Source organism: Andreprevotia chitinilytica DSM 18519, assembly GCF_000711875.1.
Lineage (GTDB): Bacteria > Pseudomonadota > Gammaproteobacteria > Burkholderiales > Chitinibacteraceae > Andreprevotia > Andreprevotia chitinilytica.
Window position 1 is genome coordinate 23,671 of record NZ_JONM01000004.1, and the last position, 26,450, is coordinate 50,120.

A 26,450-nucleotide genomic window follows, 5' to 3' on the forward strand; every position below is an offset into this window, starting at 1 on the left:
TATCCCGTGTGAATAAATAGCGTTCCAGCACAGGCAGGTTGGCGGTTATCTTGCTCGCTTGCTCTCACCGGATCACCCCACATGTACCAAGGCGAACGCTTCAATACCTGGTCTCACCTTGCCGGCAGCGTGTTCGCGCTCGTCGGCCTGGTACTGCTGATCGTGTTCGCCAGCCTGGATGGCAATGCGTGGAAGATCGTCAGCGTGAGCATCTATGGCGCAACGCTGTTCCTGCTCTACCTGATCTCGACGCTGTACCACGCGCTACGCGGCAAGGCGAAAGCGGTATTCCAGCGGCTCGATCATTGCGCGATCTATTTATTGATCGCCGGCAGTTATACGCCGTTCGCGCTGGTCACATTGCGCGGCCCGTGGGGCTGGACTTTGTTCGGCGTGAATTGGGGCCTGGCGGTAATCGGCATCGTGCAGGAGCTGTTGCTCGGCAAGCGCACGCGGTTTTTCTCGCTGTTGATCTATGTGCTGATGGGCTGGTTGATCCTGATCGCCATGAAACCGCTGGTCGCCACACTGGCGCCCGCCGGCCTATGGTGGGTGGCCGCCGGCGGCGTCACCTACACCGTGGGCATCATCTTTTTCATCTTCGACGAGAAGATCAAACACGGTCACGGCATCTGGCATCTGTTCGTGCTGGGGGGCAGCATCTGCCAGTTTGTGAGTATCTTGCGGTACGTTTGACTATCCGTAGCCCGGACGGGTGTTATCGGCCGGGGTGACGTCATAGCCAGTCGCACTGCAGCCGGACTTTGATCCGCAACAGCCCCGGCCGGCCAAGCCGTCCGGGCTACGATAGCGTCGCAATTCCGACCAAGCTCCTTCCTACAACAGCGACACCAACATCTTCGTTGCCAGCAGGATCAATAGCGCAGCAAAGCATTTCTTGAGCACCGGCACCGGCAACTTGTGCGCCGCCGCGGCACCCAGCTTGGCGAACGGAAAGCTGGCAATCACGATGCCTGTCAGCGCTGGCAGGAACACATAGCCGGCGCTCCCGGCTGGCAACCCGGCGACGCCCCAGCCACTCACCACGTAGCCCAAGCCACCGGCGAGCGCGATCGGCAAACCAATCGCCGCCGAGGTGCCAATCGCTTCTTTGACCGGAACGTTGTGCCAGACCAGAAAGGGCACCGAGAGCGAACCGCCGCCAATGCCCACCCAGCTCGACACCACGCCAATCACACCGCCCATGGCGCTGGTGCCGACCACGCCGGGGAGTTGCCGATTCGGCTTCGGCTTGGCATCCAGCAACATCTGCGCCGCCACCGTGTAGGCAAAGATGATGAAGAACCACTGCAGCGCATTGGTGCTCAACAGACCGGCCAGCTGCGCACCGACAAAGGTGCCGATGACGATGCCCGGCGTAATCGCCCGGAACACCGACCAACGCACCGCGCCACGACCGTGATGCGCCTTGAGGCTGGAAATCGACGTGAACACGATCGTCGCGAGCGACGTACCCAGCGCCAGATGTTGCATATGCGCCGGCGCCACGCCGATCTGCTGAAAGACGAACAGCAGCGCCGGCACGATCACCAGACCGCCGCCGACCCCCAGCAGCCCGGCCAGAAACCCGGCCACGCAGCCCACCGCCACGCAAGCCAGAATCGCCGTCAGCATCAGACTTGCTCCGCCCGTTCGGCATAGCGCCGTGCCAGCACCGAGCACACGATCAGCTGCAGCTGGTGATAGAACATGATCGGCAGCACGATCAGGCCAAGGCCGGGGTGGCCGGCGAACAGCAGCTTGGCCATCGGGATACCGGTAGCGAGGCTCTTTTTCGAGCCGCAGAACACGGCGGTCACTTCATCCGGCAGGCTAAACCCGACAGCACGGCTGATGCGCGTGGTGCTGAACAACACCGCCGCCAACACGATACCCACCAACACGAACACCACCGCCAGCATCCACCACGCATAGTTGTGCCACAGCCCGGCCACGGTCGAATCGCAGAACGACGAATACACAATCAACACCACTACCCCGCGATCGATCTTGTTGATGATCGGCTTGTTGCGAGACAGCCAACCGGCCAGCCACGGCCGCAACACTTGGCCAATCGCAAACGGCAACAGCAGTTGAATGGCGATATCCGCCACCGCCTTGCCCACTGACAGATGTGCGCCGCTGGTGGCGACCATCAGCCCGATCAGTAGCGGCGTCGCCACCATGCCGACCAGATTGGAGAGCGAAGCATTGAAGATCGCCCCCGGCACATTGCCCTTGCCGACGCTGGTCATCGCCACCGACGACGAAATGGTCGATGGCAACACGCACAGGTAGAACACACCGAGCACCAAATCAGGCGGCAGCACCGGCTTGATCAGGAGTACCAGCAACACGCCGATCAGCGGGAACACGACATAGGTCGTCGCCTGCACGAACACATGCAAACGCCAGTTCGATACCCCCGCCTTAAGACTCTGCCGCGACAACGCGGCGCCATGCAGGAAGAACACCACCGACACGCCCAGATTGGTGATCACGCCTAAATGCAACGGGCCATCGCCGGTGCCGAGCGTCGGATAGATGAGCGCCAGGACCACGGCAGTCAACATGGACAGCAGGAAGCCGTCGATTCTGAATGGAAGCTTTTTCATAGCCCGATAGCATAAAGGGCCATAGACGGACCGCCAAGTACGGGATTGGCCTGTCAACGCGACGGTGAGCTAACTCAATAACGACCGAATAAACGACCACTCCACCGCCGTCACCGGCGTGATCGACAAGCGATTGCCGCGCTTGAGCACCGGCATCTCCGCCAATTCGGGATAGCGGCGCATTTCTTCCAGATTCAAGATGCGGGTCTTGCCGATGAACTTCACATCCACCTGCTGCCAGCGCGGTTGGTCTGAAGTGGATTTGGCGTCGAAGTATTTGGAGGTTGGGTCGAACTGGGTCGGGTCTGGATACGCCGGCTTGCAGACCTCGGCAAACCCGGCCACGCCCGGCTCGGCGCAGCTGGAGTGATAGAACAGCACGCCGTCACCCACCTGCATCAAATCCCGCATGAAATTGCGCGCCTGATAGTTGCGCACGCCATACCAGCCGACGGTGCCGCGCTGTGCCAGATCATCAATGGAAACATCGCCGGGTTCGGACTTCATCAACCAATAGTTCATCAGGCACCTCTAGGCTCTGTTGACGTAGTGGGGAGTGACAAGATTGGAATCCGCTTGCGCTGCTCCAGGCAATCATGATCGCCCAGCTCGTACTCGCGGCAGATCAGCGGGCGCTGCAGATAGATCGAACACAGCATGGTCTGGCGGTTGAGCGCGGCGCACCAGCCGTCCTCCAACCGATGCATGATCTCGCCGCCCCAGGCATCTTTCTCGATGTATTGCGGCGGCACGTCATCATCGCCAGCCATCAGCATGACTTCGAGCTGGCAGCAGCACGCGCGGCAGCTGCTACAGGAAAGGGGTTCGGCGTTTGGATTCATGCCGCCAGTTTACGCGCTGGCTGCCGTTTGGTTTGGCGCGATGAAGAAACCCCTCATGGCTAGGCGCACAGTCGCAGGCAGTACACGTGGTACGGCAAGACTGTGCAACAACGCCAGGAGGGGTTTATTCGTCGTGCTTACCCGGCCAGCGTTTGCCAGATCAGGCGAGTCAACAACACCACCGCCAGCACAATGAACAAGCGGCGTATCCACGTGTTGCCGCCCTTGAGCGCCAAGCGGCTGCCGACTTGTGCGCCGGCCACATTGGCGACCGCCATCGGGATTGCATAGCTGAAATACACCATGCCGGCCGGAATGAAGTAGACCAGCGAGGCCAGGTTGGTGGCGAGGTTGACCACCTTGGCCGAGGCCGAGGCGCGCAGGAAGTCGAAGTGAAAAAAGCGGATGAACAGAAAGATCAGGAAGGAGCCGGTGCCGGGGCCGAAAAAGCCGTCATAGAACCCGATGGCAGCGCCGATGACGAGGCCGATATACAGATCGCGCCGGGTCAGCGGCCGGCCGGCATCATCTGTGCCAAAAGCCGGTTTGAACCAGGTGTACGTCAACATCACCGCCAACAACACGATCACCAGCGGGCGCACCGAACTGGCCGGCAGGTAATGAATCGCCCGTGCCCCGAGATACGCGCCAACGAACGCCGCCGCGGCGCTCGGCAGCAGGATGTGCCAATCCAGCTTCACCTGCCGCGCATAGCGCACAGTAGCCGAGGCGGTGCCCATGATGGAGGCGAACTTGTTGGTGCCCATCAACGCAGCCGGGATTTCCTTGGGGAAAATCGCGAACAGCCCCGGCACCTGGATCAACCCGCCGCCACCGACAGCGGCATCGACCAGACCGGCGATGAAGGACAAAGGAATCAGGAGGGCGAGGTAGGCGAGTTCGAAGCTGTGCATGGACTGCATGGTGCATCCACCGCGCAACAACAGGCAATCGCGGTTTGCCGCAATCGATTGTCATGTCGCCAATCAAACTGTAGGAGCGAGCTTGCTCGCGATGACTATGGTGGATTGGTCAAAGCAATCGCGAGCAAGCTCGCTCCTACAAGATTTGGATAGGCTTGTTCAGTGCCCGTACTTCGCAGTCAAACTCGCCTTCCCCAAAGTATTGAAATGCAGGTTGAACCCAACCAGCGCTGCCGATGAATCCGCTGTGACATCGAGCTTGTCGGTCTTCAAGGCATAGACGGTGAAGATATAGCGGTGCGGCTTGTCGCCCTGCGGTGGGCAAGCGCCACCAAAACCGGGTGCGCCGAAATCGGTGCGCGTTTGCAGGCTATTGGCCGGCAATGATCCGCCTGTGCTGCCTGCGCCATGCGCCAGACCGGTCGCGCTGGCGGGGATGTTGACCACCAGCCAATGCCACCAGCCGCTGCCAGTCGGCGCATCCGGGTCGTACACCGTGACGGCGAAACTCTTGGTGCCGGCCGGGGCGTTTTTCCACTCCAGCGCGGGCGATACGTTCTTGCCAGTGCAGCCGAAGCCGGCGAACACCTGTTCATCCGACAGTTTCTTGCCGTTGGCAACGTCCGGGCTGGTAAGCGTGAAGCCGGCGGCCTGGGCCAGACCGGCGGCGGCGAATGCCAATGCGGCGAGTGTCGGGGCGAATATGGATCGAGTCTTCATCGGGGTCTCCTGAGGAAATACGACGGGGTGTGAATGACAAACCCATCTTAGGCATGGATGCCGCGCAGCACTGTTCCGTAACGCGCATGCATCGCTCCGATTCGCTCATGAGATCGACAGGATTGGGTCGTGTGATGCGGCCCCCGTAGCCCGGACGGCTGTGCCGGCCGGGGTTGCGATGCGGGAGACTGAGTAAACCCTGGCTGAAATGTATTGGCACACAACCCCGGCCGACGCAGCCGTCCGGGCTACGAGTAGGGCTTGTGCGTAGCTAAGCCTGCTGGCTCTCACGCAACGCCGATGGCGTCACCCCGAAACGCTCACGAAAACGCGTGGTGAATTTCGAGGCCGAGTCATAACCGCTGGCGTTGGCGATCTCGCCGATGGGCCGGTTGCTGGACTGCACCAACCCGAGGCCGTGGCTCATGCGAACGGCTTCCAGCAATTCGCGAAACCCCGCCCCTTCCGCCGCCAGCTGCCGCCGTAACGTGGCGGCGCTGCGATGCAGGCGCTGGGCAATCTCCTCCCCCGTCCACGCGTAGGCCGGATCAAGCTGCAACAACAGGCGCACCTGTTCGGCCAATGGCGCAGCGGCAGGCTGGAACAAGGCGTGACCATGACCCGCCAGTAGCAAGGCCAGCAATACGCCGTGCAGATGATGCGAGAGCAGCGAATCGGCAGCGTCTTGCTCCCACCCCGCTTGCAGCGCTTGCCAACTGACCTCGAATGCCGCGTCGGCCGGCAAGATCAGCTGTGGCGAAGCAGATCGGCTCAGCAACTCAGCCAGCGCCACACCATGCACTGCGCGAAACTGCCGCAGCAGTTCCGGCCCGATTTCGATGAATACCGCCGCATAGCGACCAGTACGTGCATCCGGCGCATTGGTAAGGTCGATTTCCGCCCCGGCCGGCACGGCGATCAACTGGGCCGCGCCAGCCGTTTGAGCGCCGTACGGGCCAAACAGCTGCTTGCTGCCAACCAATACCCGCATCAACGTCGGGCGCGTGAACGGCACGCGGCGAATGGTTTGCACGTTGGCGGCGACCACCGCGGCCATGCCACTGCCGTCAGCCAAGCGCCGCGCGGCGGGAAAGCTCACCCGAAGCGCCTCGCCGCATCGATGGCAAGACCGCTGCCGATACTGCCGAAGCGGTCGCCTTCCACGTGTTTGGCGTTCGGCAGGCAGGCGGCGATCTGGGCACGCAGCAGCGGCACGCCGGATGCGCCACCGGTGAAGTACACCGTGTCGACCTGATCCGGCTGGATGCCGGCATCTCGCAACAAGGCATTGACGGCGTTTGCGATCTTGTCGAGCAAACCGGCGATGGCGGCTTCGAAGCTGGTGCGCTGGATGGTGTGCTCCAGGTCTTCCTCGATCCGGCCCAGTGCCAGCGTGTGCTCGTCGGCATCCGATAGCGCGATCTTGGCCGCTTCCGCCTGCGTGGCGAGCCAGTGGCCGGAGCGGCGGGCGATCAGGTTGAACAGGCGATCCAGCTTGTCGCGCTCGCGGGCATCGCGGAACAGATCCTGCAAATCACCGCTTACCCGCCGCGTGTAGACGAAGTTGATGGTGTGCCAGGTGGCGAGGTTGAAGTAATAGCTGGACGGCATTTCCGCGCCACTTTTCAGCAGCGTCTTGTAGCCCAGCAGCGGCATCAGCTCAGCGAGGCTCAATGCGCGGTCGAAATCGGTACCGCCGATATGCACACCGCCCCAAGCCAGAATGTCGCCGTGGCGCTCGGCAGCCTGGGCGCGCTCAGGCGAGAGCCGCAGCAGCGAAAAATCGGACGTACCGCCGCCGATATCGACGATCAGCGTCAGTGTTTCGTGGCTCAGCGATTGTTCGTAATCGAAGGCCGCCGCGATCGGCTCGAACTGGAATTCGACCTCTTTGAAACCGGCGGCACGGGCGATATCGGCCAGCGTGTCTTGCGCCAGTTGATCGGCCGCCGTGTCGTCATCGACGAAGTGCACCGGCCGGCCGAACACGGCGGCATCGAAGCTGCGGCCTGCGGCTTGCTCGCCACGCGCTTTCAGCTCGTTGATGAAGGTGGAGAGGATGGTCTGGAACGCCAGCGGCCGACCGCCGACTTCGGTCTGCGCGCTCATCAAGCCGGTGCCGAGGATGCTTTTCAGCGAGCGCATCAGCCGGCCTTCAAAGCCGTCCATGTATTCAGTGAGGGCCGCCCGGCCGTAGCTGACGGTGTCTTCCTCTGCATTGAAGAACAGCATCGACGGCAGCGTGGTCTTGCCGTCTTCCAGCGCAAGTAGTGCAGATTGACCGGGCCGACGCCAACCGACCGTTGAGTTGGAGGTGCCGAAGTCGATGCCGAGGGCACGGGGAATAGAAGTAGCGATGATGAAATCCAGCGGGAAAACAAAAAATGATCAGCCCAGTATCCACCGGGGAGCCAGCCGGCAAAGGCCTGTTGGTTTTTTCAGGCTCGTTTCGCAACATACATCGCATCAATGGCACGACTCAATACCGTTTCGGTCAGCACGCCGTTGTGTTGCGTATTGAGCCCAACGTCGACACGCGTCGTCACTGGCATGCGAGACAAAAGCATGTGGACACCCAGACAAGATGAACCATTCATATGATCGGCACATGAATTTGCCGAAGGCGGCAGGTTACGCCCCTTAACGCGAGCCCGGATCTGGGTTCGCATTCGGTTGGGATGCTTATTTGCCAATACAGAATCGGCTAAAAATCACCCCCAGCAAATCGTCCGACGTGAACGTGCCAGTAATCTCATTAAGGGCGTTTTGCGCCAGCCGCAGCTCTTCGGCGAAGAGTTCGATCTGGTAGTAGGCGGCATCGGCTGTATCCAGATTGGCTTGGGCGCGGCGGATGGCGTCAAGGTGGCGCTCGCGGGCGATGAAGATGCCATCATCCGTGCCTTGCCAGCCGACACGGGCGAGCAGTTTCTGCCGCAGCTCGGCAATGCCTAGCGCAGCCTTGGCGGAGACGTGGATTTCGTCATCCGTCGCAATGCCAACCGCTTCGCCAGTGAGGTCGATCTTGTTGAACACACGCAGCACCGGCAGCTTGGCGGGCAGCTTGGCGAGGATGGCTTGATCGTGGGCGGTGACGCCTTCGCGGCTATCCAGTAGCAGCAACGCTAGATCGGCTTTTTCCACCGCCTGCCATGTGCGTTCGATACCGATTTTCTCCACCACGTCGTCGGTATCGCGCAGGCCGGCGGTGTCGATGATATGTACCGGCACGCCATCCAGTTGGATCAACTCACGTACCGTATCGCGGGTGGTGCCGGCGATGTCGGTAACGATGGCGACTTCTTCACCGGCCAAGGCATTCATCAGGCTGGATTTGCCGACGTTGGGCTGGCCGATCAGCACGATATGCGCGCCTTCGCGCAGCAGCTTGCCTTGAGTGGCGGTGCCGAGCACCGTTTGCAGCTGTGCTTGCAAGCCATGCAGCTTGCCGCGTGCGTCGGCCGCTTCCAGAAAATCGATGTCTTCCTCGGGGAAGTCGAGCGTGGCTTCGACCAACATGCGCAGGTTGATCAGCTGATCGACCAGCGCGTGGACTTCGCGTGAGAACGCGCCATCAAGGGACTTGAGCGCCGAGCGGGCAGCGGCTTCGGATTGGGCATCGATCAGGTCGGCGACGGCTTCGGCTTGCGCCAGATCGAGCTTGCTGTTGAGGAAGGCACGTTTGGTGAACTCGCCCGGTTCCGCATGGCGTGCACCGAGTTCGATGCAACGGGCAAGCAGCATCTTGAGCACCACCGGGCCACCGTGGCCTTGCAGCTCCAGCACGTCTTCGCCGGTGAAGGAATTCGGGCCGGGGAAATAGAGCGCGATGCCTTCGTCGATCACGCTGCCATCAGTCGCCTTGAAGCGGGCAAAGTGGGCAAAGCGTGGCTTGAGTTCGCGCCCGATCAGGCCGGCGATGAAGGCATCGAGACCGCGACCGGAGATTCGGATCACGCCAACGCCGCCTCGTCCGGGGGCGGTGGCGACTGCTGCAATGGTATCTGGGGTGTAGAGCATGGCTTGAGGCTAACTTTGCAAAACCACAAAAGCAAACCGCCGCTCAAAGGCGGCGGTTTGCGGGCGACAGATACGCTTAGGAGTTCTTGGCGCGCTTGTCGGCGTTTTCGATCGAGCGGGTGATGTACCACTGCTGGGCGATCGAGAGCGAGTTGTTGACCACGTAGTAGAGCACGAGGCCAGCCGGGAAGAAGAAGAACAGCACGCTGAACACCAGCGGCATGATTTTCATCATCTTGGCTTGCATCGGGTCCGGCGGCGGTGGCGACAACGACTGCTGCACGAACATGGTCAGCGTCATCAGCACCGGCAAGACGAAGTACGGGTCTTTGGTCGACAGATCGGTGATCCAGCCCAGCCACGGCGCCTGGCGCAACTCAACGGCGGCGATCAGTGCCCAGTACAGCGCGATGAACACCGGAATCTGTACCAGCATCGGCAGGCAGCCGCCGAGCGGATTGACCTTCTCGGTCTTGTACATCTCCATCACCGCCTGCTGGAACTTCATGCGGTCTTCGCCATGACGCTCCTTCAGTTGCTCCATGCGCGGTGCGAGCTTGCGCATCTTGGCCATCGACTTGTAGCTGGTGGCGGCAAGCGGGAAGAACGCGAGCTTGATCAGCAGCGTGAGCAGGATGATGGACCAGCCCCAGTTCGGCGCCACGTAGGTGTGAATCAGATCCAGGCCAGCGAACAACGGTTGGGCGAAGATTTTGAAGATGCCGTAGTCCTTGATCAGCGCAAAGCCCGGTGCAACGGCTTCGATCACATTGGTTTGCTGCGGGCCGACGAACAGCTCGACGCTGTTTTCGAATTTGGCACCCGGTGCAATCTGCGGCAGTGCAGTGATCACACCTGCGGAGTACAAGTTGCCCGGCAATGCCTTCAGCTCGTATTGGCAGGCGGCCTGTGCGCAGATGCTCGGCTTGTTCAGCGGCGACACCACCCAGGCAGAAGCAAAGTAATGCTGGATCATCGCTACCCAACCATCCTTGGCGGAATGCGGGTATTTAGCCTCGTCCTTATCCATATCCTTGAAAGCAACTTTCTGGAACTTGCTCTCGTCGGTGTAGACGGCCGGGCCGGTGAAAGTGTGCGTGCTACCGATGCCACCACCGTTGCCGGCTGGCTCCTTGCCATCACGCAGCAAGCGATAGTAAGCGGATGCGCTCAGCGCCTTGGCGGAGCCGTTGACGATCTCGTACTTCACGTCGATCACGTAGCTATCGCGCTTGAAGGTGTAGATCTTGGCGACTTTCACGCCATCCGGGCCGGGGGCTTCCAGACGCACGCTCAGGTCGTTCTTGCCATCGGCAAGCTGGTATTGCGCTTGCGGCGAGGTGAACAAGGTCTTGTGTGTTGGCAGGCCATCCACACCGATCAGGCCGGTTTGCGCCACGTAGGTGTGCTCGCCCTGATCCTGCAACAGCACGAACGGGGTAGTCGGCTTGCCGATTTCACCGTACTTGAGCAGGCGCACCGAGCGCAGATCAGCACCGTTGACGTCGATTTCGGCGTCGTACAGGTCGGTCTTCACATGGATGCGTTGGCCGCGCGCCAAAGCGGCGGTATCCACGGCCGGGGCAACCGGCTGGCCGGCAACGCCGCTGGCTGCTGCCGGCGGGGTCTTGAGCTGCGGATAACGTTGGTCCATCCACTTCTGCCAGAAGAAGAGGATCCCGAACGAGATCGCGATAAAAGTGATGAGACGCTTGATGTCCATGAAGGGGCTCGAAGGATCGGGGAGTCAGGGTACTGGGTCGTGCCCGCAACCGCCCCAAGGGTGGCACCGGCAGAGACGGCGAATTGTAAGCCACCCGCCACGCGCAGCGCCATATTTACCAATGGCTTCAACGGCATATTGCGAGCAACTGGGCGTGTAACGGCAGCGCGGCCCCAACAAGGGGCTGATGCCGAGCTGATACGCGCGTACTAACAGGATCAAGGGGCGGGACATCGCTTCACGGCTCGTTGCATCAGCTGCAAGAGATTGGCGCGCGCATCCATCGCCCCGGCACGCGCGAACGGCTCCCGCACACGCACGACGAAATCAAACCCGGCAAATGCCGAAGCATGCTGCCGAAATGTTTCACGCACTGTGCGCTTGAGAAAATTGCGGATGACCGCGCGCTTGTCGCAACGACGCCCGACCACGAGGCCGAGCCGCGCATGCGGCAAACCGTTGGGTCTGGCCAACACCTGGAACGGACCGTTGCTCGCGCTGGCGCGCAAAGTAAAAACGGATGAAAACTCATCCGTTTTTAGCAGGCGCAATACCCGCGGAAAGCCGTATCGGATCGCGCCCACTGTAGGAGTCACCCGGGGGTCACCCGAGGGCGTTACCGGCAAGACTTAAGCGCTGAGGCTGGCGCGGCCCTTGCCGCGACGTGCGTTCAGAACGCGACGGCCGCCTTTGGTGGCCATGCGAGCGCGAAAGCCGTGGGTACGCTTACGACGAATAACGGAAGGTTGGAAAGTACGCTTCATGATGGATTCCTGACCGGACTGATAGCAAGTAAACCATTAATTACACAGGCAAAGACAAACGTTGTCAATGAGAATTACGTCTGTCAAGTCATCTGCTCCGCACACGCCTCATTCGACCGGGGCTGTGGATAAGTCTGGCCGGTGCGGGTAGAATCCACCCGATCCCAACTCAACGTCTGCGTTTTACGCGCCCGCAGCCGCCCTATCCGGGCCGCCGCATAGGGATTCTTTTCGCGTTCGCCAGCCCAATAAGATCGATACCATGCCGCCACTGGAACACTGCTGGACTCATTGCTTGTCCGAACTCGAGCGCCGGCTAGGGGCGGATCAATTCCGCATCTGGATCAAGCCGCTGGTGGCTGAGGCCGACGACGATGGCATCAGCTTGGTCGTCCCCAACCAGATCTTCCTGCAGTTCATCCGCGACCGTTATCTCGGCATCATCGAAGAAGCTGCCGCCAGCTTTGGCCAAGACCCGGCGCCGGCGATTTCGCTCAAGGTCGGCCAAGCCAAGAAAGCAGCCCCCGCACCCGCCGCACGCAGCATGCAGCCACAGCAAACGTCACCGATTGCCACACCGCCACCGATCATTCAGGCCGGCTCGGCCAATCACGAAACCACGCGACTCAACCCAAACTTCACCTTCGAGACGCTCGTTACCGGTAAAGCCAACCAGCTTGGCCGCGCCGCCGCGCAACAAGTCTCGGAAAACCCCGGCGTGAGCTACAACCCACTGTTCGTCTATGGCGGCGTCGGTTTGGGCAAGACCCACTTGATTCAAGCCATCGGCAATCTGGTGCACCAGCGCAATCCACGCGCCAAGATTCGCTATATCCACGCCGAAAAATACGTGGCCGACGTGGTGCGTGCCTACCAGCACAAGGCGTTTGACGAGTTCAAGCGTTACTACCATTCGCTCGATCTGTTGCTGATTGACGACATCCAGTTCTTCGTCGGCAAAGACAAGACGCAGGAAGAGTTCTTCTATCTGTTCAACACCCTGGTCGAGAGCCACAAGCAGATCGTACTGACATCCGACCGCATTCCGCGTGAGATCGACGGCCTGCAAGAACGCCTGACCTCGCGATTCTCGTGGGGCCTGACGGTCGCCATCGAGCCGCCAGAGCTGGAGATGCGCGTAGCGATCCTCTTGAACAAGGCCGAGCGCGAGAACTTCAAGCTCGACGCCAACGTCGCCTTCTTCATCGCCAAGCACATCCGCTCCAACGTGCGCGAACTCGAAGGCGCACTCAAGCGCGTGCTGGCCTACGCCCGCTTCACCAACCAGCCGATCACGCTGGAAGCCGCCAAGGAAGCGCTGAAAGACATCCTCGCCTCGGGCAATCGGCAGATTTCGGTCGAAAACATCCAGAAAACCGTCGCCGACTTCTACAAGATCAAGATCGCCGACATGCACTCGAAAAAGCGCACGCGGGATATCGCCCGGCCGCGCCAGATCGCCATGACGCTCACCAAGGAACTCACCCAGATGAGCCTGCCCGCCATCGGCGATGCCTTTGGCGGCCGCGATCACACCACGGTGTTGCATGCCTGCCGCACCATCGACGACTTCCGCCAGAACGACTCTGAACTGGCGCACCAATATGGTGTGTTGCTGCAAATGTTGCGCAGCTAAAACGCCACTGCTCCACCTCTACCAATCGCACATTTTTCGCTGAGCAAAACCCGGTGGCGAATGCGCAGTTCAGGCCCAAAGCATGGCCCGATTCAGGTAGAATTCAGCGGTTTACCTCCTGCCGTCCAACCACTACTGCGGAAACCTCGACATGCAACTGTTGCAAGCCGAACGCGACGCTCTGCTGAAGCCGCTCGCCACCGTCACCGGGATCGTTGAGCGCCGGCATACGCTGCCGATTCTGTCCAACGTACTGATCCAGAAAAACGGCGACCGGCTCAGCTTTACCGGCACCGATCTCGAAATCCAGATCGCCAGCCAGCAGACAGAAGGCTTCTCCGGCGGCGACTTCGCCATCACCGTTTCAGCCAAGAAATTCTCCGACATCCTGCGCGCCATCCCGGACAAGACCGTCGTCAGCCTCGAAGAAGCCGATGGCCGCCTGACCGTGAAGGCTGGCAAGAGCCGCTTCTCGCTGCAAACCCTGCCGGCGGGCGACTTCCCGACACTGGCGGTCGATACCAACCTGAAAGCCACCGTGCGCATGTCGCAAGGCCAGCTCAAAGCGCTGCTGGGCCGCGTGCAATACGCGATGGCGCATCAGGACATCCGCTACTACCTGAACGGCTTGTTCGTCGTCACCGAAGGCAACCACCTCAAGCTCGTCGCCACCGATGGCCACCGCTTGGCGTTTGCCTCGGCCGAGCTGGAAACCAGCTTCGACAAGAACGAAGTGATCCTGCCGCGCAAAACCATCCTTGAGCTGTACAAGCTGCTGCAGGAAGTGGACGACGAAGTGGCGGTCGAAATCGCCGGCAACCAAGTCAAGTTCACTTTCGGCAACGTCGTGATCCACTCCAAGGTCGTCGACGGCAAGTTCCCGGATTACAACCGCGTGATCCCGCAGAACAACGACAAGTTGCTGCTGATCGAGCGCACCGGCCTGCTGGCGGCCCTGCAACGCGCGGCCATTCTCTCCAACGAGAAATTCCGTGGCGTGCGCCTGGTACTGACGGATGGCGTGCTCAAGATCCTGTGCAACAACAATGAACAGGAAGAAGCGCAAGAAGAAGTGGAAGTCGCCTATGTCGGCGCACCGCTCGATATCGGCTTCAACATCCAATACCTGCTGGACGTGCTGACCAACAGCTCGGTCGAGCAACTGCACTTCGCCTTTGGCGACGTGAATTCCTCGGTACTGGTGTCGATTCCCGACAACGAAAACTTTAAATACATCGTCATGCCGATGCGAATTTAAGCATCAGTTTGACGCCAGGCCAGGGCACTCCTGGCCTTTTTGCATTTTTAGAAGAAGCAACAGCCATGAGCGAACAGAACCCTCCGCAAGTCCCGAGCAACCCGGCAGAATACGGCGCCGACAGCATCCGCATCCTGAAAGGCCTGGAAGCCGTACGCAAACGCCCCGGGATGTACATCGGCGACACGCAGGACGGCACCGGTCTGCACCACATGGTGTTCGAAGTCCTCGACAACGCCATCGACGAAGCACTGGCCGGCCACTGCGACACCATCAAGGTCATCATCCACGCCGACAACTCGATCTCGGTCGAAGACAACGGCCGCGGCATTCCCACCGCGATCAAGGAAGACGACGAATTCAAGCGCTCCGCCGCTGAAATCGTCATGACCGAGCTGCACGCGGGCGGCAAGTTCGACCAGAACAGCTACAAGGTCTCCGGCGGTCTGCACGGCGTTGGCGTCTCCGTCGTGAACGCGCTCTCTGACTGGCTGCGCCTCACCATCCGCCGCGACGGCAAGATGCACAGCATGGAATTCCGCCAGGGCGTTGCCGTCGAGCCGCTCAAAGTGGTCGGCAACAGCGACCGGCGCGGCACCGAAGTGCACTTTTTCGCCTCGATCGAAACCTTCGGCCTGATCGAATTCCACTTCGAAATCCTCGCCAAGCGCATCCGCGAACTGTCGTTCCTCAACAACGGCGTGAACATCTCGCTGATCGACCGTCGCCACGGTAAAGAAGAAAACTTCAACTACACCGGCGGCGTGAGCGGCTTCGTGGAATACATGAACCGCAGCAAGAGCGTGCTGCACCCGCATATCTTCCACGCCATCGGCGAAAAAGACGGCATGACGGTCGAAGTCGCCATGCAATGGAACGATTCCTATCAGGAATCCGTGCAGTGCTTCACCAACAACATTCCGCAGCGCGACGGCGGCAGCCACCTCACCGCTCTGCGCCAAGTGATGACCCGCACGCTCAACCAGTACATCGAGGCCGGCGACTTCGCCAAGAAAGCCAAGGTGGAAACCAGCGGCGACGACATGCGCGAAGGCCTGACCTGCGTGCTCTCCGTCAAACTGCCGGACCCGAAATTCAGCTCGCAAACCAAAGACAAACTGGTTTCCAGCGAAATCGGCCCGATCGTCAACGAAGTCATCAACAAAGCGCTCTCTGAATACCTGCAAGAGCAACCGATCGACGCCAAGATCATCTGCGGCAAGATCGTCGACGCCGCCCGCGCCCGTGAAGCCGCCCGCAAAGCGCGCGAAATCACCCGCCGCAAAGGCGTGCTTGATGGCCTCGGCCTGCCCGGCAAACTCGCCGACTGCCAGGAAAAAGACCCGGCGCTGTCCGAACTCTATCTGGTCGAGGGTGATTCCGCCGGCGGCTCCGCCAAGCAAGGCCGCGACCGCAAGTTCCAGGCCATCCTGCCGCTGCGCGGCAAGGTGCTCAACGTTGAGCGTGCGCGCTTCGACAAACTGATCGGGTCCGAGCAGATCACCACCCTGATCACCGCGCTGGGCTGCGGCATCGGCAAAGACGATTTCAACATCGAAAAGCTGCGCTACCACCGCATCATCATCATGACCGATGCCGACGTCGACGGCTCCCACATCCGTACCCTGCTGCTCACCTTCTTCTACCGCCAGCTGCCCGAGCTGGTGGAGCGCGGCTACATCTACATCGCCCAGCCGCCGCTGTTCAAGGTCACGCAACGCAAGACCGAGACCTATCTGAAAGACGAGCAGGAAATGAAGCAATACCTGCTCAAGAGCGCGCTCAACGGCGCGGCGCTACTACCGGGCGACGGCAAGCTCCCCATCGAAGCCGACGCGCTCGATAGCCTGGCCCGCATGTACTTCGTCACCGAAGCCGTGATCGAACGCAACAGCCGCTTTATCGATCCGCTGGTGCTCAACGCCCTGCTCCGGCTCGACAAACCGCTCGACCTCTCCAGCGAAGACGCCACCCGCGACTCCGCCGCGCGCCTCGCCGCCGTGGTGACCGATCCGATCTACACCTTCGAGCCTAACGGCGCCGAAGAAGGCCACGCGATCAAGATCACCCGCAGCCAGCACGGCGTAACGCACATCCAGCACATCGACGACGTGTTCGTGCGCACCGGCGACTACGCCCAACTCGCCCGCACCGCCGCCGCCCTCGTCGGCCTGATCGGCCCGGATGCCCAAGTGAAACGCGGCGAACAAGTGCAAACCGTGAAGACCTTCAAGGAAGCACTCGACTGGCTGCTGAACGAAGTCCGCCGCAGCATCTCCATCCAGCGCTACAAAGGCCTGGGTGAGATGAACGCATCCCAGCTGTGGGAAACCACCATGGACGTCACCGTCCGCCGCCTGCTCAAAGTGAACATCGACGACGCGATCGCCGCGGATGAGATTTTCACGACGCTAATGGGCGATCAGGTGGAACCGCGTAGGCATTTCATTGAGCAGAATGCGTTGATTGCTCGGAATATTGATGCGTGAGGTTGTAGGATCCCACTGAAGTCTGGATTTTTCCCGAATCTCTGGATTTTTGGGAATCTGCTAGTTCAGCGTAGTTAAGAAAAGGCCCCTTGCGGGGCTTTTTCTTTTTCATTTTACGGGGAGCCTCCATGAAGCACGTAGCGGCTCACCGCGCATTGTCGACATTCTGCGTAGTAAACATGGACCTGATCTGATGGTGATGTTTTTGCAGAAAGTTTTCGGATAAGGAATGATCGTGTGAGATAAGCTATGCAAACATTGTGGCCTGCATCGCGCGATATATGGCGAAGATCCCTCAGATAAAAAGAAGAAACAGAAGTACTCCATGGTCAATTAGTCTCATCAGCGGGCATCAGATGGGGAAGCAAATTATAGCGAGCTCGATTGCTGCTACCTGCAATGTCTTGTCGAACGCCTTATTCAGACTCTTGGGCCTCTCGATCTACCTCTAGCGGACTTGGTTCCGCTGCGCGGCGACGCGCGTCGTATTCCAACCTCGTCCTTCCGCCACATCAGCTTTTACAGCAATCTACGCCAATAATAGTTGATACGAGTTAGTCCAAGATCATCCAGATCTAGGCAAACCGAAAATTGATGGATTGATTTGCAGAAGATCAATGGTAATTGCAATGGAAGAAAGCGTTCTACCACCCGCACCGGCAGCAATGATCGAAGCACTCCGTGACATTGGCTATTCGCTACAAGCTGCGGTCGCAGACATCATCGACAACAGCATCAGCGCAGGCGCGCGTCTAGTAGATATTCGATACGGATGGCAAGGTGACCAGCCTTGGATTGCTATCATTGACAATGGGGATGGGATGAGCCCTCCCGAGTTGATCGAGGCCATGCGGCTAGGAAGCAAGAATCCACGTGCAACGCGATCTCGAAATGATTTGGGGCGATTCGGACTTGGTCTAAAGACTGCTTCTTTTTCTCAATGCAGGCAACTGACCGTCGTCACTCGTCAATCCGGGCAGCAAAGCGCCTGGCAATGGGATCTCGATAAGGTAGCAGCTCGAAACGAGTGGGTGTTGCTTTCATTTGACACCACACAGCAGGCGGGCCTGCCCGGGATCGAAGAGTTGCAGTCGCAGGGAACGTATGTCCTCTGGAGCAAGCTCGATCGTCTCGACTTGGGAGGCAATAGCGCCCAGGTACAAGCAGTAATGAATGCCAGGATCGATGCGACCAGGCAGCACATATCATTGGTCTTTCATCGTTTTCTATGTGGGGAAAAGGGGCTCAAGAGAGTTGACATACGTGTCAATTACGCCCCGATCGCCCCTTTCGATCCTTTCAATGCAAAGTCGCTTTCAGGGAACGTGTTACCAGGGGAAAGAATTTTTATTGGAAATGAAGTCGTCAAAGTCCAGGCTTACACCCTTCCTCATCACTCCATGGTCTCTCCGGATGAATATGAGAAATACGCAGGGGAAGATGGGTATCTGAAGAATCAGGGATTCTACGTTTATCGAAACTGTCGACTCATCGTCCATGGAACATGGTTCCGAATGGCGAAGATGGCGGAACTGACCAAACTGGCCCGAGTGAAGGTAGACATTCCCAATACCCTAGACCACCTGTGGACTCTCGATGTTCGGAAGTCGCGCGCCATTCCCCCCGAGATTCTGCGACGGCGCCTTAAGCAGGTTGTCGACCAAATATGTAATGGGTCGAGAAGGCCCTATACACACCGTGGCACCGTAATGGCCAATCGACAGACGAAGTCAGTGTGGATGAGGCGAATCGATCGCGACGGGATCAACTATCAGATCGACCTCGAACACCCGATTATCAGCGAGCTGAGAATGGATCTCGCCAACGAGGAGCGCCGAAGACTGGACGCCATTCTGAGGCTGGTCGGCATGGCCTTTCCTGCACCCCAGTTCTTCAACGACTTTGCAAACGAACCGAATAGGATCGACCAAGGAGGCGTGAACTCGGGATTGTTGCAGGAACTGTTGACCCTCATTCTTGAAGGGAATACCGGATTGAGTCGCGAATCCTTCTTCGACCTAGTGTCCTGTATTGAGCCATTTGCATCGAATCTCGAAGCTACCAGACAAATCATCCCCAAGCTGATTCAGGAGAACTGACCGTGTCCCTTTCCTCTGTCGAAGACACCGCTATTGGCATACTCAATAAAATGCCCACGCGAGATGCTGACTCGGTGCGCAAGACTTTGCGCACCGTACTGCCGCTGTTTCCGGATCTCGCAGAATCCGTGACAGAGTATCAGCTGGAGCAGGCAGCTCGCCGCATAGAGCACAATCTTTCGATAACGGCAGCAGATGCATCCAAGATTCAACACTTGGACTTTGAAGAGTGGCTACCTGCAAAGCGCGGGGTAATGGAGATGTGGTACTACACACGCTATCGTCGCTGGCTCGAGTCGGAACGGAGTAGAGCAAGGGCGGTACTGGGTGTACTTGATCGGGATACCGACAAGATCGTCGGATTTCTCCAGGATCCAGAGAGATCAGGCAACTGGAAAAGACGTGGCCTGGTCGTCGGCCATGTGCAGTCCGGCAAGACCGAGAATTATTCGGGAGTCATCTGCAAGGCAGCTGACTACGGCTACCGATTCATTGTGGTGCTAACCGGAATGCAGGAGGATCTTCGCGTCCAGACCGTGGAACGAATCGAGGAGGCCTTCATCGGATTGAATTCCGAGAAGGGCAAGAGCGGGGAAACAACTATCGGCGTAGGCCGATATGGGCTGGATAGACGTCCACCTTCCCTGACAACACGGGACGACGACTTCCGGATCAATCAGTCGCGCCTCCCGGTGTCGTTGCAGTCGGTCAAGGAGCCCCTGATCGTTGTAACCAAGAAGAATTCAAGAATCCTGGGAAATCTGATTTCCTGGCTGAAGGATAAGAGTTTCGAGTCCGGTGGAACCATCTCCAGCACTGCGCTGCTGCTGATCGATGACGAAGCGGACAACGCGTCGATCAATACCGCTGCGGTCACTACCAAGCCGACGAGCATCAATAGGCTGATACGCGAATTGCTCGCGATGTTCGACCGCAACGCCTATGTCGGATATACGGCAACACCGTTTGCGAACATCTTTATCGATCCCGAACCCGCCGAGGGTGCGGAAGAGGATCTCTTCCCGCGGCACTTCATCTGCTCGCTGGATGCCCCAACCAACTACGTGGGCGCGTCGAGAATATTTCCATCCGATGGTGATCTGCACTACTGCCTGAAGCACGTGAGCGATCATTCAAAGATCATCCCCGAAGTGCACAAGGCCGATTACGACCTCCAAATTCTGCCGGCAAGTCTCTACCAGGCAGTTCGGACCTTCGTCTTGGCGCGCGCCTTGCGGATCGTTCGAGGACAAGGGGCGGCCCACTCCTCCATGCTGATCAATGTGACGCGTTTCACAGATCTACAGACAAAGGTAACCGGGCTCATCAACGACTATCTCAACCAGCTGCGATCAGCGTGTCAGGGGCATTCAGCGCTTCCCCTTGATCAAGCTCTCCTGGATAAGGATCTGATTGACCTACATGCCACTTGGATGGAGATCTATGACGGCAAGGTACCTGAGACATGGGGGGATGTTCAGCCCCTACTGATCCAATCGATTTCGCCAATCGAGGTCCGGAAGATAAACAGCAAGTCTCCAGACAATCTTGCATATCGGCAGCACAAGGCGACCGGGCTGCACGTCATTGCAGTGGGGGGGCTTGCCCTCTCCCGAGGCTTCACGCTCGAGGGACTCGTGGTTACCTACTTCCTTCGCAATTCGCAGATGTATGACACGCTGCTGCAGATGGGCCGCTGGTTCGGCTACAGAAACGGATTCGAGGACCTTTGCCGCATCTACATGACCGAGGAGGCGATCTCGTGGTATGCCCATATCAGCGAAGCATGCGATGAGCTTCGCGAAGACTTCCGCCAGATGGAAAGAATGAACAGGGAACCCGAGGATTTCGGGCATAAGGTCAGGACCCATCCCGTTTCACTCATCGTGACGGCAAGGAACAAGATGCGAACTGGAAGAATTGTTCGTCACTACACTCAGTTGGGAAACCGCTTGATCGAGACCACCGCAATCAAGCCAGACCAGGCATCGATCCAGTCCAATCGTGCCACGCTAGCCAAATTGGTTCGCAAACTCGACACACTTGCTCAGCCCACGTTCCCCAGTGGCCTGGGCCACGTCTGGCGGGGCATGCCTGCAGCGCTTGTTCGGGAATTCGTGTCTGGCTTCAAGAACCATGATGACATGTCGCCAAGCACGCAATCGGCTCCTGTCATACGCTACATCGACGCCCGCGCCAAAGACGAGGCGCCCTTATGGGATGTCTGTCTGTTCAGTCTGGGAGCCGATTCCGGTACCGCAGCGGTTAGATATGAAACCTGCGATGTGCGACCTCAAACACGGTCGGCCACGGTCAAGACAGCCCGAAAGGGTGACGACTACGTGAAGATCAGTGGCGAATCGTCTCGTGTCGCATCGCGCGGGCATGAGAAGGCTGGAATGACAGATGACGAAATCGCTTTGGCGGTACAGGAATTCAAGAGGGACAATCCCGGAAAGCAGATGAGTGATCGGGGATATCGCCATCTGAGGAAACGTCCTCTCCTCATGCTGCACGTCCTGAATCTCAAATCGGAGGATGACCCCGAATTTGCACTCCAGAACGTCGTCGCGTGGGGGATCAGCTTTCCATCGACAAAAATTGTCGATTCAGAAGTCGAATACCTCGTGAACACGACGTGGTGGGAGGAGAACTTCGCCCGTGATATCGAAGAGTATGAAGAGGCGGAGGCTGCCTCCTATGAATGAGAATCCTTGGTTCCCACTCAAGGTCAGCGCGCCGGAGAGCGTCGAGCTCAGGAGGGCTGACCCTACCCAGCCTCACAACTTCTTCTGGGGCCGCAATTCCGCAGGTCATTATCTCTTAGTGCTGCAGTTACGGGACGCACCGGATGAACCTGTCCATCTTCACAGTCTTCGCGGAATCACGGTGGAATACTTCGATGCAGCGAAGGAGTTTCGACTGACATTGCGGAACGGCGACAACTTGGAGCTATTCCACTCCCTCTGCCAGGATCTGCTTCGTTCTACCTATGGGCAACCCGACGAGACCCATCTGATCTCTACACTGCTGGGAAGACTCGAACGCTGGCAGAAGCTGCTGAGCCATGGCGTCGACAGACTGCTCGGCGAGATGGAAATCCGTGGACTTATCGGTGAGCTGCTGTTCCTGAAACAGGAGCTCATCCCACACTATGGTCCCGCGGCGGTTACCACTTGGCACGGACCGGAGCGGAAGCCGCAGGACTTCTTGGTTCGGCACCGGCTGTTCGAGGTCAAGACTTACCAGGCCGGCGCCAGTCCGAGGCTGGTCGTTTCGTCGCCGGAACAATTGTGGGCCAATCAAAATCCGCTCTACCTCGTCGCTTATTCGTTGACCAAGGTTTCCTTGGGCGGGCTCAATCTGCCTGACCTGGTCGACGAGTTGATAGCCCTTCTCGATGGAACCGAGTATGCAGAGGTGTTCGAGTCAAAGCTGTTGGCGGCCAAATATATCCGCACACCCGAGTACGAGGAATATCGATATGAAGCTTCCACGCCGACCATGCTAGAGGTCAGAGATGGCTTTCCACGACTCCTGCAGGATGTCGTGCCGGCTGGTGTCGAGGAATTGTCATATTCCATCAGGCTCGACGCATGCATGCCATTCGCGATTAAGCCAACATGGGCGGCGTGGGCGTCAGAACAACTATGACATTGGAAGCATTCAACGAAGAATTGCTACAGGAAGTTGCGGTCAGAGCGGAGGCATCGGAAAACTCCACCGAAAGCGCCTTCGCCGCCGTGGTCAGCGACCACCTGATCGAAGATGGGGTTCTCTCAGACTTCGTTCCATGCTTGGTGAGACAGCGGGGATATCGTGTGGACGGCTACGCCTTCGTTCCTGAAGAAGCTACCCTCGATCTGTATGTCACGGAATTCTCTGCGACCGCGGAAATCGAAACGCTGACCAAGACCACCATGGATCAGGCATTCCGTCGCGTCGAGGGATTCTTCGAGAAGTCGCTGTCGCCCGCATTCGTGAAGGAGCTGGAGGTCGCTCATCCTGCCTGGGGCCTGGCACGCCAGATCCAAGAAGAAGCTGCCTCGCTGAGCCGGGTCCGCTTCCACTTGTTCACGAACAGGAAGCTTTCATCGTCCATCAAGGAACTGCCATCTGAGCCACGTGGTGAACAGGAATGGGCATACCGTGTATTTGACATTACCACGTTGCAGCGATTGCTTACGCCAACGCAGCCAGAAGAAATCGTTGTGGATTTTGTGGAATTGTTCGGCAGACCACTGACCTGTCTTACGACCACTTCCGCGACTGACTCGATAACCTCATACCTTGCCGTTATCCCGGGAGACTGGCTGGCAACAATCTATGATCGATTCGGGGGGCGACTGCTGGAACAGAATGTCCGAACCTTTCTGCAGGCTCGGGGGAAGGTGAATAAGGGTATACGCAAGACGATCCTAGAAGAACCTAACATGTTCTTTGCCTACAATAACGGGATTTCGACCACCGCCACCGAGGCGCATGTTGAGGTTGAGGGTACTTCAGGAAAGCTGCATCGCATTCGGCATCTTCAGATTGTGAACGGCGGGCAGACTACTGCATCGATATTCCACGTCAAGATGAAGGAGAAAGGCGTCAATCTGGCCGACATTCGTGTACAGATGAAGCTGACCATAGTGCCGTCGGAAAAGATTGATGAAATCGTCCCCCGCATTTCACAGTATTCCAACAGCCAGAATAAGATAAGCGAGGCGGATTTTTTCTCAAACCATCCTTTCCACATCAGGGTGGAAGGCATCTCAAGACATGCATGGGCTCCGCCAATCGGCGGTACATCTGTCCAAACGCACTGGTTCTACGAACGAGCTCGAGGCCAATACGCGAATCAACAAGCCTATCTGCGCGACGCCCAGAAACGCGAGTTTCAACTGCAAAATCCACGCGGACAGCTCATTACAAAGACCGATCTGGCCAAGGTGATCAACAGCTTCCGTGGCCTGCCTTACATGGTTAGCTTGGGAGGGCAGAAGAACTTTGCGCATTTTGCCAATTCCATTAATGGCGAGTGGAAGCAGAACGACGCAAATTTCAATGAAGCATGGTATCGCACCGTTGTCGCATCCGTGATCATCTTCCGAACCACTGAACGACTGGTCCAAGATGCTAGCTGGTACGCACTCGGCTATCGCGCCCAGATCGTCACCTATTCTATCGCCCTGTTCCAGGAGCGCCTTGCGCAGGCAAAGCAAACGATAGACATGGAAAGTATCTGGCAGCAGCAGCAGGCTGGGCCGGAGCTGAAAGCGGCGCTGTTGGAACTATCGGAACGGGTACAAGAACGGCTTATCCAAGCGGCCTTAGAGAACGGCATTGTGAATGTCACGGAATGGTGCAAGAGAAGGCCATGTTGGGACGACATATTGACGCATGTCCAGTTTTCCACCCCCTCCGGCCTGACCAACGAGCTGCGGTCCTTGGACGACGAGATGGCTGATCGGAAGGCTGCTCAAAGAGAACAACACATGTTCAACGAGATCGACGCTCAGGTTACGGTGGTCAACCGTGGCATGGAGTACTGGTCCAAACTGTTGGCGTGGGGAAATGCAGGGATCGTTTTATCACCATCCGAAGTACAGCTACTGCGGATCGCCGCATCCATGCCACAAAAGATTCCGAGTGCTCAGCAAAGTATCAAACTCTTGGAGATCGAGAAAAAGGCAAGAGCAGAAGGGTTCAGTCAGGTTGCCGCCAATTCCATTTGATCTGCGACCTCTTGTGGGGCTGCAATGGGTTGTTCTGGCTCTTCAGCTAGCAATTGGTCCACTACATGAGCAATCTTGTACGCCAGTAAAGGAGGCACGGCATTCCCTACTTGATGGAACTGTTGCGTTCGGTTTCCTTGAAAGAAGTAGTTGTCCGGGAAGGTCTGGAGTCGCGCGGCCTCCCGAACAGTTAGACTTCGACACTGGACTGGATCGTAATGGATGAAATAATGCCCGTCCTTGGAGATGTGGCTTGTGATGGTAGTTGAGGGTCGATCCGCCACCTGAACGCGGAAACGATCGGGAAATTTCCCGCTCTCCCAATTTTGGTGCGCGGGACTGAGACCAGGAAGGTCGAACTGCTCATGTCCGAAAGGCGAGGCGCCGGTAGTCTTGGCAAACGCAGCGGCGTATGCGTATCGCTTCAAATCAGATGTCATGTGACCGCGAGCTTCATGATTTAGCCACCTCGTCAACTTGGGATCCAGTAGCCAACTGTCCAGCGTTGCCATACCTGTGCTTCCTTCCCCATTGACCTTCGGATATCGCAATCCTCCTCTATCGAGAGGTCCCCCGACACTTTCACCGGCAAGCAATAGTTGGTCGGCAAGTTCATTCTTTCCCGCCTCATATGCCGCCGTACGTAGATCATTGAAGTGCCGCTTGACCTCGACATTCCAGTTTGTGTCGGAATCGACCTGTTTGCTGAGCGTGCTCCGAAGTTTGGGAAGAGAGCCGATGAGGCTCTTCACTGTCGGAGCCTGTGCCTTGTCGATCGAGCCAACTCGCACACGGACATCGTCGCGGATACCGAGCAAGATCACACGATGCCTCGCCTGGGGAATCCCGTGCTTTTCCGAGCAGATGACGAACTGGCTAGAGTCGATATCCTTCGGGTTCATTCCTTTAGAGAACGTGGCGTCCGCGACCAAGGAGTGTATCGTGTATCCGGGGAGGTCTGACTCGACGCCAAGCGCAGCATCCGGGTCAGCCAAGTCGACCAGGATTTCATGGAAGATTTGCCTGTCAGCCACCTTGGCTGTAAGTATTCCTCGCACGTTTTCCATTACAAAGATGGAAGGACGGTATCGCTGGATGATTCGCAGATATTCGCGATATAAGAAATGCCGATGATCCTCTTCCGGCTTGTATTCCGCATTGCCACGGTTTCTCGAGCGTCCGACGACCGAGTAGGCCTGGCAGGGAGGACCTCCTATCAGCACCCATGGTTTCGTAACATCTAGATGCTTCGCAAGGACCTTGTCGAGTTCTTCGTTTCCGTCCTGAGTCCCGAGTGTAATCTGTCTCGCCTCATGGCCGGCGGCAGTCCACGCTTCTTCTGTGTCGGTAGTCCATGGTTGTGCTGCTTCACCGTTGCAGAATTTGTAATAGTCCTCAAGCCCAGGCGATTCAGTCGACTTGAGAAGGCGGTAGAAGGCACGCAGCCTGAGAGTTTGCCAAGATGAATAGTCCATCTCTGCAGACACAACTATCTTGAACGTCTTCCCGTCCGATAGCGACGAAAAGCCCTCGCCCAGGCCGCCTGGCCCAGCGAAGAGGTCAACAATAGGGATTCGATCGTGCATTTTGCATAATAACTTGGAAACCGTTCTGCGGCTCCAGGATACCAGGAACAAGAGA

General features: G+C 58.2%; 23 protein-coding genes. 8 read left to right on the plus strand and 15 right to left on the minus strand.

Annotation, left to right across the window (positions count from 1 at the left end):
* The first annotated feature begins 81 nt into the window (after positions 1 to 81).
* Positions 82 to 696 (plus strand): PAQR family membrane homeostasis protein TrhA, encoded by a 615-nt coding sequence (gene trhA, locus BR41_RS06710; RefSeq protein ID WP_035054473.1) that lies wholly within the window; start codon positions 82 to 84, stop codon positions 694 to 696.
* A 141-nt stretch (positions 697 to 837) separates the two neighbouring features.
* Here the strand turns inward: trhA and BR41_RS06715 are convergent, their stop codons facing one another.
* From BR41_RS06715 to rpmH, 14 genes are all read right to left on the minus strand, one after another.
* On the minus strand, positions 838 to 1,635 hold the full coding sequence (locus BR41_RS06715; protein ID WP_035054475.1) for a sulfite exporter TauE/SafE family protein: 798 nt from the start codon (positions 1,633 to 1,635) through the stop codon (positions 838 to 840).
* Positions 1,635 to 2,615: a bile acid:sodium symporter family protein gene (locus BR41_RS06720; protein ID WP_035054477.1), complete on the minus strand. Its 981-nt coding sequence runs from the start codon at positions 2,613 to 2,615 to the stop codon at positions 1,635 to 1,637. Before BR41_RS06720 ends, BR41_RS06715 begins: the two co-directional genes overlap by 1 nt.
* A gap of 69 nt (positions 2,616 to 2,684) precedes the next feature.
* On the minus strand, positions 2,685 to 3,137 hold the full coding sequence (locus BR41_RS06725; protein ID WP_035054478.1) for an EVE domain-containing protein: 453 nt from the start codon (positions 3,135 to 3,137) through the stop codon (positions 2,685 to 2,687).
* Complete coding sequence (locus BR41_RS06730; protein ID WP_084186891.1) at positions 3,137 to 3,457, minus strand: YkgJ family cysteine cluster protein; 321 nt, start codon at positions 3,455 to 3,457, stop codon at positions 3,137 to 3,139. The genes BR41_RS06725 and BR41_RS06730 overlap by 1 nt, the downstream gene beginning before the upstream one ends.
* Positions 3,458 to 3,594: 137 nt before the next feature.
* A complete protein-coding gene (locus tag BR41_RS06735) occupies positions 3,595 to 4,380 on the minus strand; it encodes a sulfite exporter TauE/SafE family protein (protein ID WP_245615820.1) in 786 nt (261 codons plus the stop codon).
* A 159-nt stretch (positions 4,381 to 4,539) separates the two neighbouring features.
* Positions 4,540 to 5,100, minus strand: coding sequence for a kinase inhibitor (locus tag BR41_RS06740; protein WP_051710379.1), 561 nt, complete (start codon positions 5,098 to 5,100; stop codon positions 4,540 to 4,542).
* Between the two features lie 271 nt (positions 5,101 to 5,371).
* A complete protein-coding gene (locus tag BR41_RS06745; RefSeq protein WP_156970586.1) occupies positions 5,372 to 6,199 on the minus strand; it encodes a helix-turn-helix transcriptional regulator in 828 nt (275 codons plus the stop codon).
* Positions 6,196 to 7,332, minus strand: coding sequence for an Hsp70 family protein (locus BR41_RS06750; RefSeq protein ID WP_245615821.1), 1,137 nt, complete (start codon positions 7,330 to 7,332; stop codon positions 6,196 to 6,198). The genes BR41_RS06745 and BR41_RS06750 overlap by 4 nt, the downstream gene beginning before the upstream one ends.
* A gap of 206 nt (positions 7,333 to 7,538) precedes the next feature.
* Positions 7,539 to 7,667: a hypothetical protein gene (locus BR41_RS25395; RefSeq protein WP_281173998.1), complete on the minus strand. Its 129-nt coding sequence runs from the start codon at positions 7,665 to 7,667 to the stop codon at positions 7,539 to 7,541.
* A 115-nt stretch (positions 7,668 to 7,782) separates the two neighbouring features.
* Positions 7,783 to 9,117 (minus strand): tRNA uridine-5-carboxymethylaminomethyl(34) synthesis GTPase MnmE, encoded by a 1,335-nt coding sequence (gene mnmE, locus BR41_RS06755; RefSeq protein WP_035054486.1) that lies wholly within the window; start codon positions 9,115 to 9,117, stop codon positions 7,783 to 7,785.
* Between the two features lie 76 nt (positions 9,118 to 9,193).
* A complete protein-coding gene (gene yidC / locus BR41_RS06760; RefSeq protein ID WP_035054488.1) occupies positions 9,194 to 10,840 on the minus strand; it encodes a membrane protein insertase YidC in 1,647 nt (548 codons plus the stop codon).
* A gap of 24 nt (positions 10,841 to 10,864) precedes the next feature.
* Positions 10,865 to 11,074 carry a membrane protein insertion efficiency factor YidD gene (gene yidD / locus BR41_RS23515; protein WP_084186893.1) on the minus strand — a complete coding sequence of 70 codons (210 nt, stop codon included), beginning with the start codon at positions 11,072 to 11,074 and terminating at the stop codon, positions 10,865 to 10,867.
* Positions 11,059 to 11,424: a ribonuclease P protein component gene (gene rnpA, locus BR41_RS06765; RefSeq protein ID WP_373278334.1), complete on the minus strand. Its 366-nt coding sequence runs from the start codon at positions 11,422 to 11,424 to the stop codon at positions 11,059 to 11,061. The genes yidD and rnpA overlap by 16 nt, the downstream gene beginning before the upstream one ends.
* A 45-nt stretch (positions 11,425 to 11,469) precedes the next feature.
* Complete coding sequence (rpmH, locus tag BR41_RS23520; protein ID WP_084186894.1) at positions 11,470 to 11,604, minus strand: 50S ribosomal protein L34; 135 nt, start codon at positions 11,602 to 11,604, stop codon at positions 11,470 to 11,472.
* Positions 11,605 to 11,866: 262 nt separating this feature from the next.
* Here rpmH and dnaA point away from each other — a divergent pair, with 262 nt between their 5' ends.
* The 7 genes from dnaA to BR41_RS06800 all read left to right on the plus strand — a co-directional run bounded on the left by dnaA (position 11,867) and on the right by BR41_RS06800 (position 24,809).
* Positions 11,867 to 13,240, plus strand: coding sequence for a chromosomal replication initiator protein DnaA (gene dnaA, locus BR41_RS06770; RefSeq protein ID WP_035054489.1), 1,374 nt, complete (start codon positions 11,867 to 11,869; stop codon positions 13,238 to 13,240).
* Positions 13,241 to 13,391: 151 nt separating this feature from the next.
* Entirely contained in the window at positions 13,392 to 14,498 is a 1,107-nt protein-coding gene (gene dnaN / locus BR41_RS06775) for a DNA polymerase III subunit beta (RefSeq protein ID WP_035054491.1), read from the plus strand.
* Between the two features lie 65 nt (positions 14,499 to 14,563).
* Positions 14,564 to 16,987 (plus strand): DNA topoisomerase (ATP-hydrolyzing) subunit B, encoded by a 2,424-nt coding sequence (gene gyrB, locus BR41_RS06780; protein ID WP_035054493.1) that lies wholly within the window; start codon positions 14,564 to 14,566, stop codon positions 16,985 to 16,987.
* 629 nt (positions 16,988 to 17,616) lie between these two features.
* Positions 17,617 to 19,086, plus strand: coding sequence for an ATP-binding protein (locus tag BR41_RS06785; protein ID WP_035054928.1), 1,470 nt, complete (start codon positions 17,617 to 17,619; stop codon positions 19,084 to 19,086).
* Positions 19,087 to 19,088: 2 nt separating this feature from the next.
* Positions 19,089 to 21,794, plus strand: coding sequence for a Z1 domain-containing protein (locus tag BR41_RS06790; RefSeq protein ID WP_051710383.1), 2,706 nt, complete (start codon positions 19,089 to 19,091; stop codon positions 21,792 to 21,794).
* Positions 21,787 to 22,740, plus strand: a complete 954-nt coding sequence (locus BR41_RS06795) for a PD-(D/E)XK motif protein (RefSeq protein ID WP_035054497.1) — start codon at positions 21,787 to 21,789, stop codon at positions 22,738 to 22,740. Before BR41_RS06790 ends, BR41_RS06795 begins: the two co-directional genes overlap by 8 nt.
* Positions 22,710 to 24,809, plus strand: coding sequence for an AIPR family protein (locus tag BR41_RS06800; RefSeq protein WP_051710385.1), 2,100 nt, complete (start codon positions 22,710 to 22,712; stop codon positions 24,807 to 24,809). Before BR41_RS06795 ends, BR41_RS06800 begins: the two co-directional genes overlap by 31 nt.
* On the opposite strand, the gene BR41_RS06805 is transcribed toward BR41_RS06800, so the two are convergent.
* A complete protein-coding gene (locus BR41_RS06805) occupies positions 24,785 to 26,395 on the minus strand; it encodes a DNA cytosine methyltransferase (protein WP_035054499.1) in 1,611 nt (536 codons plus the stop codon). The genes BR41_RS06800 and BR41_RS06805 overlap by 25 nt on opposite strands.
* Positions 26,396 to 26,450 lie beyond the last annotated feature (55 nt).

What these genes read in the sequence shown, in the direction of transcription:
- dnaA (WP_035054489.1), top strand. Translation starts at nt 11,867, where the DNA reads ATGCCGCCACTGGAACACTGCTGGACTCATTGCTTGTCCGAACTCGAG.
- mnmE (WP_035054486.1), bottom strand. Translation starts at nt 9,117, where the DNA reads ATGCTCTACACCCCAGATACCATTGCAGCAGTCGCCACCGCCCCCGGA.
- yidC (WP_035054488.1), bottom strand. Translation starts at nt 10,840, where the DNA reads ATGGACATCAAGCGTCTCATCACTTTTATCGCGATCTCGTTCGGGATC.
- yidD (WP_084186893.1), bottom strand. Translation starts at nt 11,074, where the DNA reads ATGTCCCGCCCCTTGATCCTGTTAGTACGCGCGTATCAGCTCGGCATC.
- BR41_RS06740 (WP_051710379.1), bottom strand. Translation starts at nt 5,100, where the DNA reads ATGAAGACTCGATCCATATTCGCCCCGACACTCGCCGCATTGGCATTC.
- BR41_RS06735 (WP_245615820.1), bottom strand. Translation starts at nt 4,380, where the DNA reads ATGCAGTCCATGCACAGCTTCGAACTCGCCTACCTCGCCCTCCTGATT.
- trhA (WP_035054473.1), top strand. Translation starts at nt 82, where the DNA reads ATGTACCAAGGCGAACGCTTCAATACCTGGTCTCACCTTGCCGGCAGC.
- gyrB (WP_035054493.1), top strand. Translation starts at nt 14,564, where the DNA reads ATGAGCGAACAGAACCCTCCGCAAGTCCCGAGCAACCCGGCAGAATAC.
- dnaN (WP_035054491.1), top strand. Translation starts at nt 13,392, where the DNA reads ATGCAACTGTTGCAAGCCGAACGCGACGCTCTGCTGAAGCCGCTCGCC.
- BR41_RS06805 (WP_035054499.1), bottom strand. Translation starts at nt 26,395, where the DNA reads ATGCACGATCGAATCCCTATTGTTGACCTCTTCGCTGGGCCAGGCGGC.
- BR41_RS06725 (WP_035054478.1), bottom strand. Translation starts at nt 3,137, where the DNA reads ATGAACTATTGGTTGATGAAGTCCGAACCCGGCGATGTTTCCATTGAT.
- rpmH (WP_084186894.1), bottom strand. Translation starts at nt 11,604, where the DNA reads ATGAAGCGTACTTTCCAACCTTCCGTTATTCGTCGTAAGCGTACCCAC.
- BR41_RS06795 (WP_035054497.1), top strand. Translation starts at nt 21,787, where the DNA reads ATGAATGAGAATCCTTGGTTCCCACTCAAGGTCAGCGCGCCGGAGAGC.
- BR41_RS25395 (WP_281173998.1), bottom strand. Translation starts at nt 7,667, where the DNA reads ATGCTTTTGTCTCGCATGCCAGTGACGACGCGTGTCGACGTTGGGCTC.
- BR41_RS06785 (WP_035054928.1), top strand. Translation starts at nt 17,617, where the DNA reads ATGGAAGAAAGCGTTCTACCACCCGCACCGGCAGCAATGATCGAAGCA.
- BR41_RS06715 (WP_035054475.1), bottom strand. Translation starts at nt 1,635, where the DNA reads ATGCTGACGGCGATTCTGGCTTGCGTGGCGGTGGGCTGCGTGGCCGGG.
- BR41_RS06750 (WP_245615821.1), bottom strand. Translation starts at nt 7,332, where the DNA reads ATGCTGTTCTTCAATGCAGAGGAAGACACCGTCAGCTACGGCCGGGCG.
- BR41_RS06800 (WP_051710385.1), top strand. Translation starts at nt 22,710, where the DNA reads ATGGGCGGCGTGGGCGTCAGAACAACTATGACATTGGAAGCATTCAAC.
- BR41_RS06720 (WP_035054477.1), bottom strand. Translation starts at nt 2,615, where the DNA reads ATGAAAAAGCTTCCATTCAGAATCGACGGCTTCCTGCTGTCCATGTTG.
- BR41_RS06730 (WP_084186891.1), bottom strand. Translation starts at nt 3,457, where the DNA reads ATGAATCCAAACGCCGAACCCCTTTCCTGTAGCAGCTGCCGCGCGTGC.